The organism is Streptomyces niphimycinicus (assembly GCF_018883605.1).
Taxonomy (GTDB): Bacteria; Actinomycetota; Actinomycetes; order Streptomycetales; family Streptomycetaceae; genus Streptomyces; species Streptomyces niphimycinicus.
In genome coordinates this window covers 1-18,828 of the sequence record NZ_JAHLEM010000040.1, presented here as the reverse complement: position 1 = coordinate 18,828, position 18,828 = coordinate 1, and the positions used below count along the sequence as shown (strand labels likewise).

Annotated in this window: 15 protein-coding genes and 3 pseudogenes; 11 read left to right on the top strand and 7 right to left on the bottom strand. The window is 71.7% G+C overall.

Going from position 1 to position 18,828, the window contains the following annotated elements; translation table 11 throughout:
* Positions 1-29: 29 nt before the first annotated feature.
* Together KN815_RS05115 and KN815_RS05110 are read right to left on the bottom strand one after the other, a co-directional pair.
* On the bottom strand, positions 30-584 hold the full coding sequence (locus KN815_RS05115; protein WP_216340532.1) for a DoxX family protein: 555 nt from the start codon (positions 582-584) through the stop codon (positions 30-32).
* A gap of 51 nt (positions 585-635) precedes the next feature.
* On the bottom strand, positions 636-1,499 hold the full coding sequence (locus tag KN815_RS05110; protein ID WP_253208771.1) for a polysaccharide deacetylase family protein: 864 nt from the start codon (positions 1,497-1,499) through the stop codon (positions 636-638).
* 151 nt (positions 1,500-1,650) lie between these two features.
* Here KN815_RS05110 and KN815_RS05105 point away from each other — a divergent pair, with 151 nt between their 5' ends.
* On the top strand, positions 1,651-3,312 hold the full coding sequence (locus KN815_RS05105) for an APC family permease (RefSeq protein ID WP_253208770.1): 1,662 nt from the start codon (positions 1,651-1,653) through the stop codon (positions 3,310-3,312).
* Here KN815_RS05105 and KN815_RS05100 read toward each other — a convergent pair.
* Positions 3,293-5,869, bottom strand: a complete 2,577-nt coding sequence (locus KN815_RS05100) for a polysaccharide lyase family 8 super-sandwich domain-containing protein (protein ID WP_216340567.1) — start codon at positions 5,867-5,869, stop codon at positions 3,293-3,295. The two genes, KN815_RS05105 and KN815_RS05100, sit on opposite strands and share 20 nt — an antisense overlap.
* 195 nt (positions 5,870-6,064) lie before the next feature.
* Here KN815_RS05100 and KN815_RS05095 point away from each other — a divergent pair, with 195 nt between their 5' ends.
* From KN815_RS05095 to KN815_RS05070, 6 genes and pseudogenes are all read left to right on the top strand, one after another.
* Positions 6,065-6,733 (top strand): GntR family transcriptional regulator, encoded by a 669-nt coding sequence (locus KN815_RS05095; protein ID WP_216340530.1) that lies wholly within the window; start codon positions 6,065-6,067, stop codon positions 6,731-6,733.
* 65 nt (positions 6,734-6,798) lie between these two features.
* Positions 6,799-7,560: a 4-carboxy-4-hydroxy-2-oxoadipate aldolase/oxaloacetate decarboxylase gene (locus KN815_RS05090; RefSeq protein ID WP_216340529.1), complete on the top strand. Its 762-nt coding sequence runs from the start codon at positions 6,799-6,801 to the stop codon at positions 7,558-7,560.
* Positions 7,557-8,618, top strand: a complete 1,062-nt coding sequence (locus KN815_RS05085; RefSeq protein WP_216340528.1) for a 4-oxalomesaconate tautomerase — start codon at positions 7,557-7,559, stop codon at positions 8,616-8,618. Before KN815_RS05090 ends, KN815_RS05085 begins: the two co-directional genes overlap by 4 nt.
* A gap of 156 nt (positions 8,619-8,774) precedes the next feature.
* Entirely contained in the window at positions 8,775-9,725 is a 951-nt protein-coding gene (locus tag KN815_RS05080; protein WP_216340527.1) for a catechol 2,3-dioxygenase, read from the top strand.
* A 54-nt stretch (positions 9,726-9,779) separates the two neighbouring features.
* Positions 9,780-10,817 (top strand): annotated as a pseudogene (locus KN815_RS05075) (MFS transporter); the annotation flags it as partial.
* Positions 10,793-11,655: pseudogene (locus KN815_RS05070) on the top strand (triphosphoribosyl-dephospho-CoA synthase). The pseudogenes KN815_RS05075 and KN815_RS05070, both read left to right, overlap by 25 nt.
* Positions 11,656-11,683: 28 nt before the next feature.
* Here the strand turns inward: KN815_RS05070 and KN815_RS05065 are convergent.
* The 3 genes from KN815_RS05065 to KN815_RS05055 all read right to left on the bottom strand — a co-directional run bounded on the left by KN815_RS05065 (position 11,684) and on the right by KN815_RS05055 (position 13,682).
* Positions 11,684-12,334: a TetR/AcrR family transcriptional regulator gene (locus tag KN815_RS05065; RefSeq protein WP_216340526.1), complete on the bottom strand. Its 651-nt coding sequence runs from the start codon at positions 12,332-12,334 to the stop codon at positions 11,684-11,686.
* Between the two features lie 117 nt (positions 12,335-12,451).
* On the bottom strand, positions 12,452-12,625 hold the full coding sequence (locus KN815_RS05060; RefSeq protein ID WP_208521366.1) for a hypothetical protein: 174 nt from the start codon (positions 12,623-12,625) through the stop codon (positions 12,452-12,454).
* 211 nt (positions 12,626-12,836) lie between these two features.
* Entirely contained in the window at positions 12,837-13,682 is an 846-nt protein-coding gene (locus KN815_RS05055; RefSeq protein ID WP_216340525.1) for an ABC transporter ATP-binding protein, read from the bottom strand.
* Positions 13,683-13,872: 190 nt separating this feature from the next.
* Between KN815_RS05055 and KN815_RS05050 the strand changes: the two genes are divergently transcribed.
* The 3 genes from KN815_RS05050 to KN815_RS05040 all read left to right on the top strand — a co-directional run bounded on the left by KN815_RS05050 (position 13,873) and on the right by KN815_RS05040 (position 17,564).
* Positions 13,873-14,745: a DUF4135 domain-containing protein gene (locus KN815_RS05050; RefSeq protein WP_216340524.1), complete on the top strand. Its 873-nt coding sequence runs from the start codon at positions 13,873-13,875 to the stop codon at positions 14,743-14,745.
* 197 nt (positions 14,746-14,942) lie between these two features.
* Positions 14,943-16,079, top strand: coding sequence for a glycoside hydrolase family 64 protein (locus tag KN815_RS05045; RefSeq protein WP_372458267.1), 1,137 nt, complete (start codon positions 14,943-14,945; stop codon positions 16,077-16,079).
* Positions 16,080-16,097: 18 nt separating this feature from the next.
* Positions 16,098-17,564, top strand: a complete 1,467-nt coding sequence (locus KN815_RS05040; RefSeq protein WP_216340522.1) for a glycoside hydrolase family 76 protein — start codon at positions 16,098-16,100, stop codon at positions 17,562-17,564.
* 19 nt (positions 17,565-17,583) lie between these two features.
* On the opposite strand, the gene KN815_RS05035 is transcribed toward KN815_RS05040, so the two are convergent.
* Entirely contained in the window at positions 17,584-18,492 is a 909-nt protein-coding gene (locus KN815_RS05035) for an NADP-dependent oxidoreductase (protein WP_216340521.1), read from the bottom strand.
* Positions 18,493-18,623: 131 nt separating this feature from the next.
* Between KN815_RS05035 and KN815_RS05030 the strand changes: the two are divergent.
* Positions 18,624-18,828: pseudogene (locus KN815_RS05030) on the top strand (helix-turn-helix transcriptional regulator); the annotation flags it as partial.

The following is an 18,828-nucleotide window of genomic DNA, read 5'->3' as shown; positions in this document are numbered from 1 at the left end:
GACACGCGAGGCGAGGGCGAGGGCGCGCCCTACTCGGCCAGTTCCTGCTCGTCGATGCCGGCTTGCTCCTCGGCGAGCTCCCGCTCCGTGGTCACCGCGAGCCGGCGTCTGATCACCGCGGCCGCCGTGAGCGCGCTCATGGTGAACGCCGTCGCGATCAGCCACGGCTGGTCCAGCGCATGGCGGGTGAGGTGATCGAGCGAGTAGCGGCCGGGCCCCGCGATCCCGAGCGCCGCCGACGAACATCCCAGCAGGGCGGGGAACTCATAGCCCCCGGACTGGGCGAAGAATCCGGCCGGCGCGTTCACCGACACCGCCCCCGCCATCGTCCCCGCGGCCGCAGCCCCGGCCGCGGGAGTGGCGAAGCCGAGCGCGAGCAGCAGCCCGCCGCCCGCCTCGCCCAGCCCGGCCGCCAAGGCACTGGCGCGCCCCGGACGAAAGCCCATCGCCTCCATGGCCTGGCCGGTACGGTCCAGGCCACCGCCGCCGCACCAGCCGAAGAGCTTCTGTGTGCCGTGCGCGGCCAGCACCCCGCCCACACCGAGGCGCAGTGCGAGCAGTCCGAGATCCTTGCGGTGGTGCATGGGGTCTCCTCCGCTCCCGTACGGGCACGCCACGGGCGGGCGCCCGGCGTCTCACCCAGTCTCGGTACGCATCCCGGGGCCCGCTGTCGCTGCTACGCCATCGGAGTGCATCAGCTCCGTCGCGGTGACCGCGCGCAGACCGCGCCCGCGCAGACCGTCGAGGACCGCGGGCAGCGCGGTCAGCGTCCCGGTGTGACCGAAGTGCAGACTGACCACGGAACCGGCGCGGACCTGGCCGAGGACCGCCTCCCGCACCGCGTCCGGCCCCGGGTCCTGGAAGTCCTGGGAATCCACGTCGTAGGAGAGGACGTGCGGGTACCCGGCGCGGGCCGCCAGACGGGTCACGAGGTCCGTGGCGGTACGGGCCCGCGACGGCCGGAACCAGCTTCCGATGGTCCCGGTGAGGCGGCGCAGCCGGTCGGCGCATTCGGTGATCTCCGCGTACGCCTCGTCGGCGGGCAGTGCGCAGACGGCGCGATGCCGCATGGTGTGGTTGCCCAGTTCATGGCCGCCGTCCAGGACCCGCCGGGCCAGCTCCGGGTGCTCGTCGAGCCAGGTGCCGACGGCGAGGACGGTGACCCGGGCCCCGGCCCGCTCGGCCTCGGACAGCAGCGAGCGGGCGAGCTCCGCGTCCCCCTGGCCGTGGAAGGTGAGGGCCACCGCGCCTGCGCCGCGCGGGCCGTGGGCGATCTGGGGTGGCAGTCCGGGGAAGCGCACCGGTCCGCGCGGCGCGGCTCCGGCGGGCGTGGCCGGGTCCGAGGCCGCACCGGAGGAGGGGGTCTCGGCGGGACCGGCCGGTCTGGACGACGAGGACACGGTGTGGTGGCCGCAGCCGACGCCGCACGTCGTGGCCGCCACGGCACCGCTCGCGGACCGCAGGACATCACGGCGGGAGGGAGAGGACACCTGAAGCATGAGAACACGCCTCTGGCCGATATGCGGCGATTTCTCGCTGGTGAGGTGTGTTTTTCCGTCGATCGCCGGGCCTGGCCATCGGCCCTCACCCGTGCGTGGCCATGGGCTCGCACCGAGGTCCGGGGCGCGTCGGGGGCGGCCGTCGGCACGCATGGCACGCTGGGCCTTTGTATGTTCATGCACCACCGAGGAGACGAGCCACGTGCCGCAGAACCACCCACCGGAGTCCATCGCCGCCCCGGCGGTGCTCGCCGAGGAGCGACGGCTCCATAAGGACCTCGGATTCTGGGGCCTGACCGCGATCGGGTTCTCCAACATCCTGGGGTCCGGGTGGCTGTTCGCGGCCATGTACGCCGCCCAGACCGCCGGCCCCGCCGCCCTGCTCTCCTGGATCGCGGCGGGTGTGCTGTGCGCCCTGATCGCCCTGGTCATGGTGGAACTCGGCGCCACCCGCCCGGAGGGCGGCGGCACCGTGCGCTGGCCGCTGTACGCCAGCGGACGGCTGGTCGGCACGATGATCGGCTGGTCCGTGCTGCTCTCGGTGGGCGGTACGGCGGCCGAGATCAGCGCGATCATGCAGTACGCCGCGCACTATCTGCCGGGCCTCTACAGCGGTGGCACACTCACCGTCTCGGGCCTCGCCGTGGCCGTGGCGCTCAGTGTCGTGCTGACGGTGTGCAACTGGTTCGCCGTGCGGATATTCGCCCGGCTGAACAACCTCATCTCGGTGTTCAAGGTCATCGTCCCCGTTCTCACCATCGTCGCGCTGTTCCTGTCCGGCACCCACTCCGGACGCCTCACGGACCACGGCGGTTTCGCGCCGTACGGCTACGCGGCCTGCCTGACCGCGCTGGCCGGTGGCGGCATCGTGTACTCCGTCAACGGCTTCCAGGCCCCGCTCGACTTCTCCGGGGAGGCGCGCAATCCGCGCCGTACCGTCCCGGCCGCGGTGCTCACCGGCATCGGCCTCGCCGTGCTGGTCTACCTCGGGCTCCAACTGGCCTTTCTGTTCACGGTGCCCGAGTCGCTGCTGGGCCACGGCTGGAAGGGAGTCAACTTCGAGTCGCCCTTCGGACAGCTCGCCCTGGTGCTCAATCTCCACTGGCTGGCCACGCTGCTCTACGCCGACGCCGTGATCTCACCGGGCGGATCGGCCTATGTGGGCGTGGCCATCGACGCTCGCCATACCTATGCCCTGGCCAAGAACGGGCTGCTGCCCCGCTTCTTCATGCGCATCCACCCCCGGTCCGGGGTGGCGCGCCGGGCGCTGCTGCTCAACCTGGCGGTCATCGTCGTCTTCATGCTGCCGTTCGGCGGCTGGCAGGACATCGTGAGCGTGATGGGGGACATGTATCTGTTGATTTACGCGGCCTCGGCGGTCGCCGTCGCGGCGTTCCGGGCACACGACCGCGAGCGGGGAGTGACGCGGGCCGAGGGCCGGGTGCCGGGGGTGCGCTGGATCGCACCGGTGAGCTTCGTGGTGGCCAGTGAGTTCGTCTACTGGTCGGGCTGGCACGATCTGCGGCTCGCGCTGCCCTTCGTACTGCTCGGCGCGGTGTTGTTCCTGTTTCAGCGTCGTGCGGACGGCGGCGCGTCCCTGGGGGAGGAACTGCGGCGCGGCGCCTGGCTGGTCTTCCATCTGGCGGCGCTGACCGTGCTGTCGTGGCTCGGCACCTTCGGCGGTTCCGCCCGCCTCCCGGCGCCGTACGACACCGTGGCGGTGGGCGTCCTCGCCCTCGCCGTGTTCGGGTGGGCGGTCCGCGCGGGCGCCCGGCATCTGCGCGCCTCGCAGGTCAGCGCAGTGTCGCCGTGAAGCTCCGGCCGTAGGCGTGGCGGGTGGTGACGACGATCCGGGTGCCGCCGGGCACCCGGCCCACCCGGATGCCGTCGTCCGCCGCCACGGTCCTCATCCTCCGGCCCCGGATGACGACCGATACCGTGTCGCGCTCGGTGGTCGGATCGGCCACCGCGATCGCCAAGGCGCCGTCCCGGGCTTCCCGCAGGAGCACCGAGCCGGGTCCGCGCACCGCCAGCCGCCCGGCGCGATGGGTGCCGGGGGCGAAGGCGTTGAGCGCGGTGATCCGCAGACCCCGGTGGGCCACGGCCTGTAGCCGGGTGGTGTTGGCCAGGACGGCGAGCGGCCGACGGGCGTAGGCGCCCAGTCGGCGTTCGGTGGCGCTTGGCACGAGGGCGTACGCCATCGAGGTGTGCGGCGCCCCGGCCGGCCGCTCCACCGCGACGGCGAAGAGCTGTTTGGTCACCGGGAGGTCGGGGTTGGCGAGACGGACGGTGCGGCGGCTGCGGGTGACGGTGTCGAGCGTGACCGTGGGCGGCGGCCCGTCGAGGAAGACATACCCGACCGAGGCGGCCTGGGTGGCATTGGCGTACCGCAGCCAGGCGAGCGGGGCCGTGCCGGTGCCGGACCAGGGCGCACCGCCGCGGAGCCGCCCGGTGAGGGCGAGGGTGTCCGAGGGGGCGGCGATCCGGGTGTCGAGGGTCGTCGTCACCGCGCGGCCGGCGGCGTCGCCGACCCCCGCGGCCAGCACCACGATCTCGTCGTCGAACAGGAACCACGACTTGGTGGCATCGGCGTTGCGGTACACCACGAAGTCGTCGGGGAGGTCGCCCGCCTGTTTCGCCTCGTACGCCACGTCATCGGACTGGACGAGCCCCGCCACACCGTACGCGCCCAGGGCGGCGCCACCGGAGAACGGGTGGGTGCCGCGCGGGAAGTAGACATAGGTGTTCTGCGCCTCCGAGGAGGAGGTGAAGCCACGTTCGGGGTTGTCGTACCAGAGCGTGCCGTACAGCTCGGGGACGGTGCGGCGGGTCTCCACGGGGGCGGTGACACCGGCGAGGCGGTGGGGCGGGACGGCGGTGAGGTAGTCGATGCCGAACGCCTGGGTCTGGTCCTGGCCGGAGAGATACAGATGGTGGGCGCCGTCCCCCTGGAACCAGGGCATCAGGTTCTCGCCGCTCATGTACTCGTATCGGCTGATCCTGGACGAGCTGCGGGCCAGGGCGAAGGCATAACCGGGGCGCCGGTGGACGGTTCTGTCCATCGCGTTGAACGCGACATGGCGCTCGGCGGGGCCGAGGTCCCGCGCCGGGATCGAGGAGTCGGCGAGGATGTCGGCGTAGCGGACGATGCTCACCGGGGACACGAACGCAGAAGGATCGAGCGTGGCCTTGGAGGTCTGCCGCAGATACGAGACATAGCCCTTCAGCGCCGTGGCGTCGGCGCCGGTGGCGTGGGCGGACAGGCCCACCACGGCCTCCACCACCTCGGCGGCGTCCGCGTACCCCGTCGCCGGACGGGACACCCCGCGCCCCTTGACGATCTCCATCAGCCAGCCCTCGAAGATCAGTGGGGCGAAGCCGTCCACCACCCACCCCTGGGCGACGCGGACCAGCCGGTCGTCGGTGGTGTAGCCGGTGCCGTCGAGCATCTTGATGGTCTGTACGACACGGGTGAGCAGCCCCTTGCCGTAGGAGCTCGTGTAGGCCACGGACGCGTGCTGGATGAAGGAGCCGTCGGCGTAGAAGCCGTCGGTGACACCGTGTCGCAGCGCGTACGGGTCGATCGTGGCCAGGATGGTCAACTGGTCGGCGATGGCCTTGGTGATCCGGGCGTCGTCGCCGAGCACGGCGCCCTGGAGGATGCGGTTGGTGGTGATGTCGGCGAGGTTGGCGCCGGTGTGGAAGCGTGAGTCGAGGTCGACGTCACCGGCCTTGCCATTGCGCAGATACGCGTCCATCGAGGCGACGTAGGTGGCGGCCAGTTCGGGCCGGTAGGCGGCGAGTTGGTCCACGAGCAGCGCAAGGATCTTGCTGACGTGGGTGGATATGCCGATCTCCCAGGTGAACCAGTTGCCGTAGTAGCCCTTCGACTGGTCGCCGTAGTAGTGCTCATGGAGCCATATCAGGCCGTCGATGACGCGCCGCTGGACACCGGTGTCACCGTGGAGTCGGGACGGGGTGCCGTCTTCCGGTGTGCGGGTGGCGAGGGCGATCTCGTAGAGGTACTGGAACGAGGTGATCAGGTTGGGATCGCTCGTGCCCAGTGCGAGGCCCTGGAAGAGTTCGCCCTGCCCGGCGCGGTCCATCGCGGTGAGCCGGGCGCGGGCGGTCGTGGCGATGGCCGCGAGTTTGGCGCGGACCTCGGGACGGGTGCCCACCTCCGGCGTTCCGGCGAAGACGGCCACGGTGTTGTCGATCAGCCGGGTGTGAGCGGGCCCGGCCCCTTCGCCGTCCGCCGTCCCACCGGATGCGGCCGGATGTCCCGCCGCCCGTGCGCGCAGCGGCAGGGCCATGGCCGACAGGGTGGCGGCCGGGAGCGTGGAGACGAGGGCACGACGCGAGAGAGGCACGGGCACGCTCCAACGGTCGACGGGGTCCGATGGGGAACCGCCGCACCATTCAAGCAACCCCGGCCTCCCCTGTCACGAGACCGGAATCAGGGGAACGTGAGCGGGCTCATGTCGCCAATATAGGCAACGAAATCGTTGACAATCTTGTTGGCCTAGATTTACCTTCGACAGGCACTCACTCAGGGAGGGCACGCAATGCCGAAGGAAGCTCGTCCAGGCACCGGAGAGCAGGCCAAGCAGCATGCGATGGAGCGGCTGCGGCAGGCGATTTTGCGCGGGGAGATGGCACCGGCCCAGCGGCTGGTGGAGAACGAGCTCGCCGAGCAATTCGAGGTGACACGGGCGAGCATCCGCGCGGCGCTGATCGATCTGGCGTCCGAGGGCTTGGTCGAGCGGATCCGCAACCGTGGCTCACGGGTGCGGGTGGTGAGCGTGGAGGAGGCCGTGGCCATCACCGAATGCCGCATGGTCCTGGAAGGGCTGTGCGCCGCCAAGGCGGCTGTTCAGGCCGGCGAGGAGCAGTTGACCGAACTGGCCGACCTGGGCACGGCGATGTCCAAGGCGGTCGCCGACGGCGAACCGCTGACCTACTCCGACCTCAACCACCAACTGCACGCCCGCATCCGGGAGTTCTCCGGCCAGCAGGTGGCGGTGGAGCTGCTGGAGCGGCTCAACGCACAGCTTGTGCGCCATCGGTTCCAGCTCGCGCTGCGGCCGGGGCGTGCCCAGCGGTCCCTGGGTGAACACCTGGCCGTGATCGAAGCGATCAGGGCCAGGGACCCACAGGCGGCCGAAGCGGCCGTCCGTGCCCACCTCACCAGTGTGATCGACGCCTTGAGCGAAGCGCCGGCGTCGTCGCCGTGACCACATGGCGCGGGGCTCGCGCCGCGGGGTGGGTCACCGACCTGTCCAGCAAGGAGAGATCAGCAATGACGCACGGTAACGCGGGCGACGCACCCGCTGCCGCACGGCCGGCCGGCGTGATCGTCACCGATCCGCCACGCGCCGGGGCCGAGCATGCGGACGCCCTGGGGGCGTATGGCGTGGCCACGGTGCACGAGGCCATGGGCCGCACCGGATGCCTCGGCCCCGGGCTGCGCCCCGTCCAGCAGGACGTGCGCATCGCGGGCACCGCGGTCACGGCGCTGTGCCGGCCCGGCGACAACCTGATGATCCACGCCGCGATCGAGCAGTGCGCCGAGGGCGACATCCTCGTCGTCACCACCACCTCGCCGTCCACGGACGGCATGTTCGGCGAGCTGTTCGCCACCGCGCTGCACCACCGCGGCGTCCGCGGCCTGGTCATCGACGCCGGGGTGCGCGACACCGCCGAACTGCGCGCGATGGGCTTCCCCGTATGGTCGGCGGCCGTGTGCGCGCAGGGCACCGTCAAGGCCACGGCCGGATCCGTCAATGTGCCCGTGGTGGTGGGCGGGCAGTGCATACGCCCCGGCGATGTGATCCTCGCCGACGACGACGGGGTGATGTGCGTACCGCGCGAGTCCGCCGCCACGGCCGTCGAGGCGGCGAAGGCGCGCACCGCGAAGGAGGAGGCCACCCGGGCCGCCTTCGCCGAGGGCCAACTGGGCCTGGACCGCTACGGGTTGCGGGAGACCCTGGACCGGCTCGGGGTGCGGTACCAGCCGTACGCCGAGCATGCCGCACACGCCCGCGGCGGGGCCGTCTCATGAGCGGGCCGGAGGGGGTGCGCTGCATGCTGATGCGCGGCGGCACCTCCAAGGGCGCCTATTTCCTCGCGGCGGACCTGCCGTCCGACCCCGGCGCCCGTGACGATCTGCTGCTGCGGATCATGGGCAGCCCCGATCCACGGCAGGTCGACGGCCTCGGCGGAGCGCACCCCCTCACCAGCAAGGTGGCCGTCGTCTCCACCGCCCAGGGGCCGGACGCCGATGTCGACTATCTGTTCCTTCAGATCGGTGTGGACCGGGCCGAGGTCTCCGACCGGCAGAACTGCGGCAACCTCCTGGCCGGGGTCGGCCCCTTCGCCGTGGAACGTGGCCTGGTCGCCGCCCGGGACGGGCGGACACCGGTGCGGATCAGGATGGTCAACAGCGCTGACCACGCCACCGTGACCGTGCCCACCCCGGACGGGCGCGTCGATTACACCGGCTCGGCCGAGATCTCGGGCGTACCGGGATCCGCCGCCCCGCTGGTGATCGCCTTCCGGCAGGGCAGCGGTCCCCTGCTGCCGACCGGCCACGCCCGTGACGTCATCGACGGCACCCCGGTGACCTGCGTGGACAACGGCATGCCGACCGTGCTGATCGCCGCGTCCGCCCTGAACGTCACCGGCCATGAGGATCCCGGCGAGCTGGAGGCGGACCCGGTGCTCGGCGTCCGGCTCCAGGAGATCCGGCGGGAGGCGGGCCGATTGATGGGCCTGGGCGATGTCAGCGCCACGACCGTGCCCAAGCTCAGCCTGCTGGCCCCGCCCGCCCACGGTGGCACCGTGATGACCCGCACCTTCATCCCGGTCCGCTGCCATACGGCGATCGGCGTCCTGGGAGCCGCGAGTGTCGCCGCCGGGCTGTGTGTCGAGGGAAACGTCGGCGAGGAGGTGGCCCGGCTCCCGGCGGCGGGGGAGCGGCTGCGCATCGAACACCCCACCGGCTTCCTGGACATCGACACGGCCGTGGACGACGGAGCCACGCCCGTGGCACGGGGTACGGCGGTTGTGCGCACCGCGCGGAAGATCTTCGACGGCACGGTCTTTCCCCGCCCCGCCTGATCCGGCGGCCGGTGGCGCCCACACACCGGTGCCCGGTCGCGCCCCACCCCGGCGACCGGTCGAACCCACATCACCTCTCCTCTTCGGCACCGCCATGCCTTCCCCCATCACGCCCCCATTCCCCGACCCACCGCCCAGTCTCAAAAGGAGTTGCCGATGACCCCGCCACTCGGGGACATCGCCCACCTCGGGCATGTCGAGCTACTCACCCCCGACCCCGACCGCAGTCTGTGGTTCTTCACCACCATCCTCGGTCTGACCGAGAACGGCCGCTCCGGCGACTCGGTCCACCTGCGGACCTGGGACGACTACGAACACCACAGCCTGACCCTCACCGCCCACCCGACCTCGGGCATCCGCCGCACCGCCCTGCGCGCGTCCGGTGCGGAAGCCCTCCACCGCCGGGTGAAGGAGGCCGAGGCCGCCTGCCTCTCCGGGCGCTGGGTCGAGGACGAACCCGGTATCGGCCCGCTCTATGTCACCAGCGACCCGGACGGCCATGAACTCGCCCTGTACTGGGAGACCGAGTGGTACGAGGCGCCGCCCGAGCTCAAGCCCGGGCTGAAGAACCAGCCCCAGGCCAAACCCGCCCACGGCGTGGGGGTGCGCCGCCTGGACCACGTCAACTTCCTCGCCTCCGACGTGGCGCCCAACGCCACCTTCACCCGCGATGTGCTCGGCGCTCGCCCCACCGAGCAGATCGTGCTCGACAGCGGACGGCTGGCCGCCCAGTGGCTGACGTTCACCAACAAGTCCTACGACATCGTCTACACCGAGGACTGGTCGGGCTCGCGGGGCCGACTGCACCACATCGCGTTCGCCACCGACACCCGCGAGGACATCCTGCGCGCCGCCGATCTGTGCCTGGACAACGGCGTTCACATCGAGACCGGCCCCCACAAGCACGCCATCCAGCAGACGTTCTTCCTCTACGTCTACGAGCCGGGCGGCAACCGCGTCGAACTGTGCAACCCGCTCACCCGCCTGGTCCTGGCCCCCGACTGGCCCCTGATCACCTGGACCCAGGCCGAGCGCGCCAAGGGCCAGGCGTGGGGTCTGAAGACCATCGAGTCCTTCCACACCCACGGCACCCCGCCGGTCGACTGACCGGCCACCCCCGAACCCGCCCGCAGGACACGCCTCCACGACGAGAGGAATGCCATGTCCTCCTTACCCACCCCCGCCGCCCGTTCGCGTGGCACCGCACTCGCCGCCCTCGTGGTCGCGCTGTGCTGGACGGTCGTCCTCTTCGACGGCCTCGACCTGTTCGTCTACGGTGCCGTGCTGCCCGGCATGCTCGACGACCCCGACCTCGGGCTGAGCCCCGGCCGGGCCGGTGACCTCGGCAGCTACGCGACCTTCGGCATGCTGCTGGGCGCGCTGTCGGCGGGCACCGTCACCGACTGGATGGGACGCAAGAAGGTGATCATCGGCTGTACCACGGTGTTCTCCCTGGCCTCCGCCGTGTGTGCGACGGCCCCCACCCTCGGTGTGTTCGGCGTCGCCCGGTTCGTCGCCGGACTGGGACTCGGCGGCCTGCTGCCCACCACCATCACCCTGGTCGCCGAATACGCCCCGCGCGGCCGCGGCAACCTCATGATCGGGCTGTTGATGACCGCCCATCAGGCAGGCGGCATTCTGGCGGCGTTGCTGGGCCTATGGCTGGTGGAGCCGTTCGGCTGGCGCTCCGCCTTCTGGGTCGGGCTGGCCCCGCTGCTCATCGCCGTACCGATGGTGGCGAGGTTCCTCCCCGAATCCCTCGGCTTCCTCCTCGCCCGCGGCCGCACCGACGAGGCCCGCCGGCTCGCCGACCGCTACCGGGTCGAGCTGCCCGCCACCGAACCGGCCCGCGCCACCGAACCGGCCCGCGCCACCGAACCGGCTTCCGCCACCGCACCGGTCCCCGCGACCGCGCCCGACCGCCGCCACGCCCTGACCGCGCTGTTCCGCGACGGCCAGTGGAGGAGGACCGTACTGTTCTGGTGCGCCTCCTTCGGCGGACTGCTTCTCGTCTACGGCGTCAGCACCTGGCTGCCGACCATGATGCGGGGCCAGGGGTATGAAGTGGGCTCCGCCCTGGCCTTCCTCATCGTCATCAACCTCGGTGGCATCGTCGGCATGCTGGTGGCCGGACGCATCGCCGACCGCTTCGGCGCTGCCCGTGTCGCGACCGTCTGGTTCGGCTGCACCGTGCACGGGCCGCCGTGCTCGCCCTGATCGCCCAGGCGGAGCTGACGCCCAAACCGGGGCTCGCCGACACCCGCGATCTTCAGGCCCGCGCCACCGGTGCGGATCTGCTCGCACTGCGCTGGTCGGCCAAGGCACTGGCGCCCGGGTTCGTGGCCATGGCCGCCGCCGCCCGCCGTCCCGGGGAGCCGACCCGGGCGCTGCGCGAGGAGCTGGGAGCCATCGGCCGCTGCGCCGAGTGGACGATGGCACGGGCCGGTGGCGGTGCGGCCACCGGCACCCTCCACCATGGCGCGCTGTGGGTGATGGGCCTGTTGGTGGCCGCCGCCGCGCTGCGGCCGGGCGCCGGGCCCGATGAGGTGACCGCCACCGCCAAGCGGATCGCGGACCACCCCGACCGTGGCGCACCGCGCCGGCCCTCACCTGGCTCGCATGTCTCGGCCACCTTTGGAGCGCCAGGGGTGCGCGGCGAGGCACGGGCCGCCTTTCCCATGTGCGCCGCGCCCTCGACGCCCTGTCCCGGGCGCGTGCGGCGGGGGCCACCGAGACCCGGGCGCGCCTGGACGCGCTGCTCACCGTGATGAGCACCCTCCAGGACACCGGTCCGCTGTACCGGGCGGGCCCGCCCGGCCTCCGACGGGCCAAGGAGGGGGCGCATGCCGTGCTCGAGGCGGGCGGCACCGCAACGCCCGAGGGAGCCGCCGCCCTGGCCGCGCTGGACGCGGACCTGCGTGAGCTGGGCATCGCGCCGCGCGGAAGCGCCGCACCGCTCGCGGGGGCCCTGTTCCTGGACGGTCTCCCGGCGCACGGTCTCCCGGCACCGGCGGTCATGGCCTCGCCCGTGCGGTGACTCCGTCCGGGCGGGTGTCTTCGCGGGGTCAGTCGTTCGCCGGTGCCGTCAGTCCGTGGCGGTGGAGGAAGGCGTCCACGAGCCGGTCGGTGAACTCCTGGCCGACGGGTTCGTCGGTCACCAGTACGCGGTAGTAGAGGGGGCCGATGAGCTGGTCGGTCTCGGCGGTCAGGTCCAGGCCGGGCGGCAACTCCCCGCGCTCCATGGCCCTCTCCAGCGGGAGGCGGTCGCGGCGGCGCTGGTCGTCGAGGTACCGGGACCGGAAGTCCCGGGCGAACGCCGGATCGTGCTGCGCCTGGGCGACCAGGGCCTTGAAGACGGCGCCGGAGTCGGACGCGCCGAGGAACCCGGCCAGGTCGCCCAGATAGCTGCGCAGATCCAGGGCGAGAGCACCGCGGTCGCGCACCGGCAGGTCCTCGGCCACATCCTGGAGGAAAGCGTCCATGAGGATGTCGGTCTTGGTGCTCCACCAGCGGTAGATCGTCTGCTTGGCCACCCCGGCCCGGGCGGCGATCCCCTCCATGGTGACGCCCGCGAAACCCTTCTCGGCCAGCAGGTCGTCCGCCGCGTTCAGCACCGCCAGCCGGGCCTGTTCACTGCGCCCGTGGCGGTTGCCGTGGTGGCGTGGTGCCGGTCGGCCGGTGCCGCTCGTCCCGGCGGTCTGTGTCGCGCGTGCCATCTCTCGCCTCCCCGGTCAGGATAGCCGCAGCCCAAGATCGCTCCGCCCGCATGGCTGGGCCCGCCGACCGGTGGGACATGACCGGCGGGCGGGCCCGGGCGCCGAGAGGGGCGGTGGCTAATCCCACCGTTCCCCTTCGGCCTGTGAGGGAGTCGTCCTCTGTACGTCGGGGTGGCCGGTGTCCCGTTCGTCGTCGCGCTCGCCCTCGGCCTGCGAGGGGGTCGTCCAGGGCACGTCCGGGTGGTCGGCTTCCCGTTTGTGTTCGGCGTGGGAGGGGGCTGGCTCGGTCATGTGATGCCTCCGCTCCTAGTGCGGACCATGCCGATTTTACGCCTGAATGTTCAGGTTGGCGTCAGTGTGGCCGGGCTCCGGCCCCGCCCCTCGGACGGCCTGCCGTCCAGCAGCCCCTTGGGCTTGGACTGTCCGCCGGGTACCCGCGTGTGCGCGGATGACCTCGCGGGGCGTGCGTCTCCTGGCCGATCGGGAACGGGCCGACCGGCGATCACGACGGCCGGAGCGAGACCGGGAGTTGGCGGTTCACCAGTGCGGCGTACCGGCCCTGGGCCAGCATGAGGTCGTCGTGGACACCACCCTCGGTGAAGCGGCCGTCGTGCAGTACGACGATCTCGTCCGCATCCATGATCGTGCTGATCCGGTGCGCGACGACGATCCTGGTGCAGCCCAGCGCGGACAACTCGCCGGCCACCTCCGCCTCGGTCACGGCGTCCAGGTGGCTCGTGGCCTCGTCCAGCACCAGCAGCGCGGGGTCGGCCAGGAGCGCACGGGCGATCGCCAGACGCTGGCGCTGGCCCCCGGACAGTGCACCCCCGCCCTCCGCCACATGTGTATCCAGTCCCATGGGCATCCGCCTCACATCGGCGAGCAGCCCGGCCCGGCCGAGCGCCTCGAAGAGGGCCTCGTCCGGCATGTCCCCCCCCCGGCCGAGCCGCAGATTCGACCCGATGGTGCCGCCGAAGACATGGGGTTCCTGTGTGACGACGCCGAAGCGGCGGCGCAGGCTGTCCGCGTCGTACTCATCGATGTCGCGCCCGTCGACCAGCACCGTGCCCTCGGTCGGCCGCAACAGCCCGGCGAGCAGGCGGATCATTGTCGTCTTGCCGGAACCGCTGGCCCCGACGACGGCGAGTTTCGCGCCCGCGGGAACGCGCAGTGTCAGATCGCGCAGGATCCACGGCCCCTCCCCGTAGCGGAACCCCACCCCGCGCAGTTCGATCTGGCCCCGCACCGCGGCCGGGGCGATGCCGCCCGGCCGTCGGACCTCCGGTCGCTCGTCCAGCACATCGTGCACCCGCTCCAGATGGGCCCCGATGGTCTGGAGGTAGCGCATGCTCGTGGCCCGGCGACGACGACATCCGTGGGCAGGCACCTGCGGCGGCCCACGGTCACCCGTCCCTGCTGGGCCCGGCCGAACTGGCCCTGCCGCTGCTGCGCTGGGCCAGGGGGAACTGCGGAGCCGGGTGACGGGGCTGCCTTCGCACCATCCCCTCCTCCTCCCCGCCCTGGACACGATCTCCGGCATGGTGTCCCGTGTCCTGGTCCTGGAACTCAACGTGGCCAGGGTGACCGGGGGCCTGGCCGGCGCCACCCCCGAGGAACGGTTCGCCTCGTTCCTGGCCACGGTCCGCGACCCCGGGCGGGCGCTGGAGATCCTCTCCGAATACCCCGTGCCGGCCCGTGAACTGGTGGCCTCGCTACGCCACTGGATCGACGTGAGGCAGGAGTTCGCCGAGCGATTCCTGGCCGATCTGCCCCGGCCGCGCGCGGTGTTCGGCGGCTCCTGGTGTGGCCTCGGCGATGTGACGGACATCGGGTTCGGCGCCGGTGACACCCACAACGGCGGCCGGTCGGTCGCACTGCTCACCTTCTCCGACGGCACGAAGCTGGTCTACAAACCGCGGTCGGTCGCCGTCGAGCGCCACTTCAACGATCTGCTCGACCACCTCAACGACCGGGGGCTGCGCCATCCACTGCGTACCGTGGAGGTGCTGTCCCGCCCCGGGTACGGGTGGGTGGAGTACGTGGCCTCCGGGACGTGCGCCGACGAGTCCGAGGCCGACCGGTTCTTCTGGCGCCAGGGCGCCCATCTGGCGCTGTTCCACGCCATCTGTGGTGCGGACCTGCATCTGCAAAACCTGATCGCGGCTGGGGAGCACCCCGTCTTCGTCGACTTGGAGGCCACCTTCCTCGGCCGGTTGCGCGCCGTGACCGACCCCGTCCTGCGGATCGCCGGCGCGGTCCCCGATGTCCTCAACGACTCCGTCCTGGGCATGGGGCTGCTGCCGGAGCGGATCATCGAGGTGGACGACACCGACGAGCTCCGCGCCAAACGGGACGAAATCGACCGGGCACGCCCTCACGGACCCGTGGCTCCCCACCCGGCCGTGCGCTGATGTCGGTACGTGAGTATGTCTAGACCAGTGTCATGTTCACTGCCATGATGACCCCGCACCCTCAGCACCATCAGCCCCCCATTCCCCCCGCTGACGCGGCCGTGCCGCCGCGCGAGAGGTGATGTATGTCCAGACGCGTTTCCACCCGATTCCGGAGCCTGCCCTGTTGGGCCTCAGCCCTGCTGCTCGCCCTGGGCATGACCGCACTGGCCCCCGAGGCGTCCGCCCGGTCGGCCGTGCCGAGCACGATCCCGCTGAAGTTCACCAACAACTCCGGGCGCGGCGACCAGATCTACGTCTATACGATCGGCACCCTGCTCTCGACCGGCCAGCAGGGCTGGGCCGATGCGTCCGGGACCTTCCACCCCTGGCCCGCCGGCGGCAACCCGCCGACCCCGGCCCCCGACGCGTCGATCGCCGGTCCGGCCAACGGCCAGGCCCTGACGATCCGCATCCCGAAGCTCTCCGGCCGGGTCTACTTCTCCTACGGCCAGAAGCTGGACTTCCGGCTCACCACCGGCGGCCTGGTGCAGCCCGCCGTGCAGAACCCCTCCGACCCCAACAGGAACATCCTGTTCAACTGGAGCGAGTTCACCCTCGACGACTCCGGCCTGTACATCAACAGCACCCAGGTCGACATGTTCTCCGCGCCGTACGCGGTGGGCGTGCAGGGCGCCGACGGCGGCGTGAAGAGCGCCGGTCACCTCAAGCCCGGCGGCTACAACGGCGTCTTCAACGCACTGCGCGCCCAGCCCGGCGGCTGGGCGGGCCTCATCCAGACCCGCCCGGACGGCACCCTGCTGCGGGCCCTCGCACCCGGCCACGGCATCGAGGCGGGCGGCCTGCCCGCGAACACGATGGACAACTACATCAACCGGGTGTGGCAGAAGTACGCCGGCTCCACCCTGACGGTCACGCCCTTCGCCGACCGGCCGAACACCAAGTACTTCGGACGGGTATCCGGCGACGTCATGAACTTCACCAACGGTGCCGGCGCCGTGGTCACCAGCTTCCAGAAGCCGGACTCCGACTCCGTCTTCGGCTGCTACAAGCGCCTGGACGCGCCCAACGACGAGGTGCGCGGCCCCATTTCGCGGACCCTGTGCGCCGGTTTCAACCGCACGACCCTGCTCACCAACTCCAACCAGCCCGACACCAGTGACACCGGGTTCTACACCGACGCGGTGACCAACCACTACGCCCGTGCGATCCACGCCCAGATGGCCGACGGCAAGGCGTACGCCTTCGCCTTCGACGACGTGGGCCAGCACGAGTCGCTCGTCCACGACGGCAATCCGCAGCAGGCGTCCATCACCCTGGACCCCTTCAACTAGACCGGCAGGAGGCATGGCATGAGACGCACCAGACCGCTGCGCACCCGCCTGGCCGCCCTCGCCACCGGAGCGTTCGCCCTGCTGGCCACGCAATTCCTCCCGGCCACGGCCCAGGCGGCGCCGTCCGCCACCATCTGCAACAAATACTGCGACACCCGTGACCCGGCGCTCGCCCCGCAGAGCCGCAACCCCGTGACCGCCACCCTCTTCTCCCGCTCCATCGCCCTGCACTTCGACGACGCCGACGCGATGGGCTGGGCCTCCATCGACAACGGCAGCCCCGGTGACGAGGTGTGGCTGGACCGCTCGTTCGACGGCGGCCGTAGCTGGTCCTCGGGCAGCCGCCTCGGCAACACCGCCATCCCGTCCGGGCAGCGGGGCTGGCGCACCCTCATGTACAACGTGGACGACTGGGGCGCCCATGGCGTCGGCGCGCTGCGGGCCTGCGGCAAGGCCGGTGACCGTCCCGACATCGCCTGTACGCCCTGGGCCCGTACGACCTGGAACGCGTGGGACCGCCGTACGGCCGCCGCCACCGCGCAGATGGCGTTCTACTCCTACGGCACCGGGCTGTTCTCCACCACCGGCTGGTGGAACTCGGCCAACGCCCTCACGGCCGTCATCGACAACATCCGCGTCACGGGCATGCGCAGCTATGAATACGCGATCGCCCGCACCTACGACCTCAACCTCGGTGCGCAGGGCGGGCAGTTCCGCAACGACTACATCGACGACACCGGCTGGTGGGGCCTGGCCTGGGTGGCGGCCTACGATCTCACCGGTGACTCCCGCTATCTCGCCACCGCCCGCGCCGACGCCGACTACATGGCCTCCTACTGGGACTCCACCTGTGGCGGCGGTGTGTGGTGGAGCACCGCGAAGACCTACAAGAACGCCATCGCCAACTCCCTCTACCTCCAACTGAACGCCGCCCTGCACAACCGGATCCCCGGCGACACCACCTATCTCCAGCGGGCGAAGGCGGAGTGGTCCTGGTTCCAGGGCACCGGCATGGTGAACGCCTCGAACCTGGTCAACGACGGCATCGACCTGGGCACCTGCAAGAACAACGGCCAACCGGTGTGGTCCTACAACCAGGGGGTTCTGCTCGGCGGCCTCGCCGAACTGCACAAGGCCACGGGTGATGGTTCGGTGCTGGATACGGCCCGCCGCATCGGCACCGCCGCCACGACGTCGTCCCAGCTCAACACGGCCGACGGCATCCTCAGGGACCCCTGCGAGACCGGCGACTGCGGTGCCGACGGCCCGTCGTTCAAGGGCGCCCATGTGCGGGGGCTGGCCAAGCTGGACGCGGCCCTGCCCGACCACCCCTTCACGGCCTATCTCAAACGGCAGGCGGACCGCGCCTACGCCTCAGACCGCAACGCCCTGAACCAGTACGGACTGCGCTGGTCAGGGCCGCTCGACAAGACCGACGCGGCGCGACAGCACAGCGCACTCGACCTGATGAACGCGGCCCCCTAGACCCGCCGGGCAGGGCCCATCAGGGCCGCAGAACGAGCTTGCCGCGGCTGTGGCCGGTCTCGCTCTGCTCATGGGCCTCGGCGGCGTCGGCGAGCGGGAAGCTCCGTACGACGGGCAACCGCAGCCCGCCCTCCGCGGCGAGCCGGGCATAGCCGGCGATGGCCTCCAGGGGGCGGTTGCCGCCGCCTCCGGAGAACGTGACACCGAGATCGGCGGCCGCGGGGTCGGCGATGGTGACGATGCGGTCGGTCGTGCCGCCCCGCAGCTCGATCGAGACGGGCAGGGCGCCCTGGCCGGCCGCGTCGTAGACGGCGTCGACACCACCGGGGGCCACCGCGCGCACCCGCTCGGCCAGGCCCTCGCCGTACGCCACGGGGATCGCGCCGAGCGAGCGCAGATAGTCGTGGTTGGCGGGGGAGGCGGTGCCGATGACGGTGGCGCCCCGGGCCACCGCGAGCTGGACGCCGACCCCGCCGACCGCACCGGCGGCCCCGTGCAGCAGCAGCGTCTCGCCCTCCGCGAGCCGCAGCAGGTCCAGCACGCGTGCCGAGGTCTCGGCGGCCACCGGCAGCGCGGCGGCCGTCTCCCAGTCGAGCCCGTGCGGCTTGGGCGCGACATCGGTGGCCAGGGCGTACGGGGCATAGGCGCCGCTGTCCGTCCAGCCCAGCACCTCGTCGCCCACCGAATAGCCGGTGACCCCCTCGCCGACCTCGTCGACGATCCCGGCCGCCTCCGAACCCGGGATCGCGGGGAACGCGGCCGGGCCCATCTGCGGCATCCAGCCACGGCGGATCTTGTAGTCGATCGGGTTCACGCCGGCGGCCATGACCTTCAGCCGCACCTGTCCGGGACCCGGATGGGGCGCCTCAGTCTCCTTCAGCCGCAGCACTTCGGGGCCGCCGTACTCCTCGTAGACGATCGCCTTCATGTCTCTCACTCCCGTCAGCCCGTCAAGAGGCGTTTGTACCGACAACGCCATCCTCGGCCGGGACATGCCCCGCCCCGGCCGCCCTCTCCCCGGCGGCGCGCGCCGAGGGAAGCTGGCAGGGCCGGGCGCGGATGGCGGGCGCCGAGGTGCCCGTACTGGCCCTGTACAGCGACGCCACCGCGCGGGGCGCGCTGCTCGTCCTCGTCCTGACCGAGGAGACCCCCGTCCCGGCCGGATCCGTGGCGGCCGCCCGCACCCTGTGGGACCTGGTGACCGCGCACCGCGACCGGATGGCGGCGGAGGCGGTCCCCGGGACGCTGGCCCAGTCGCGGGCCG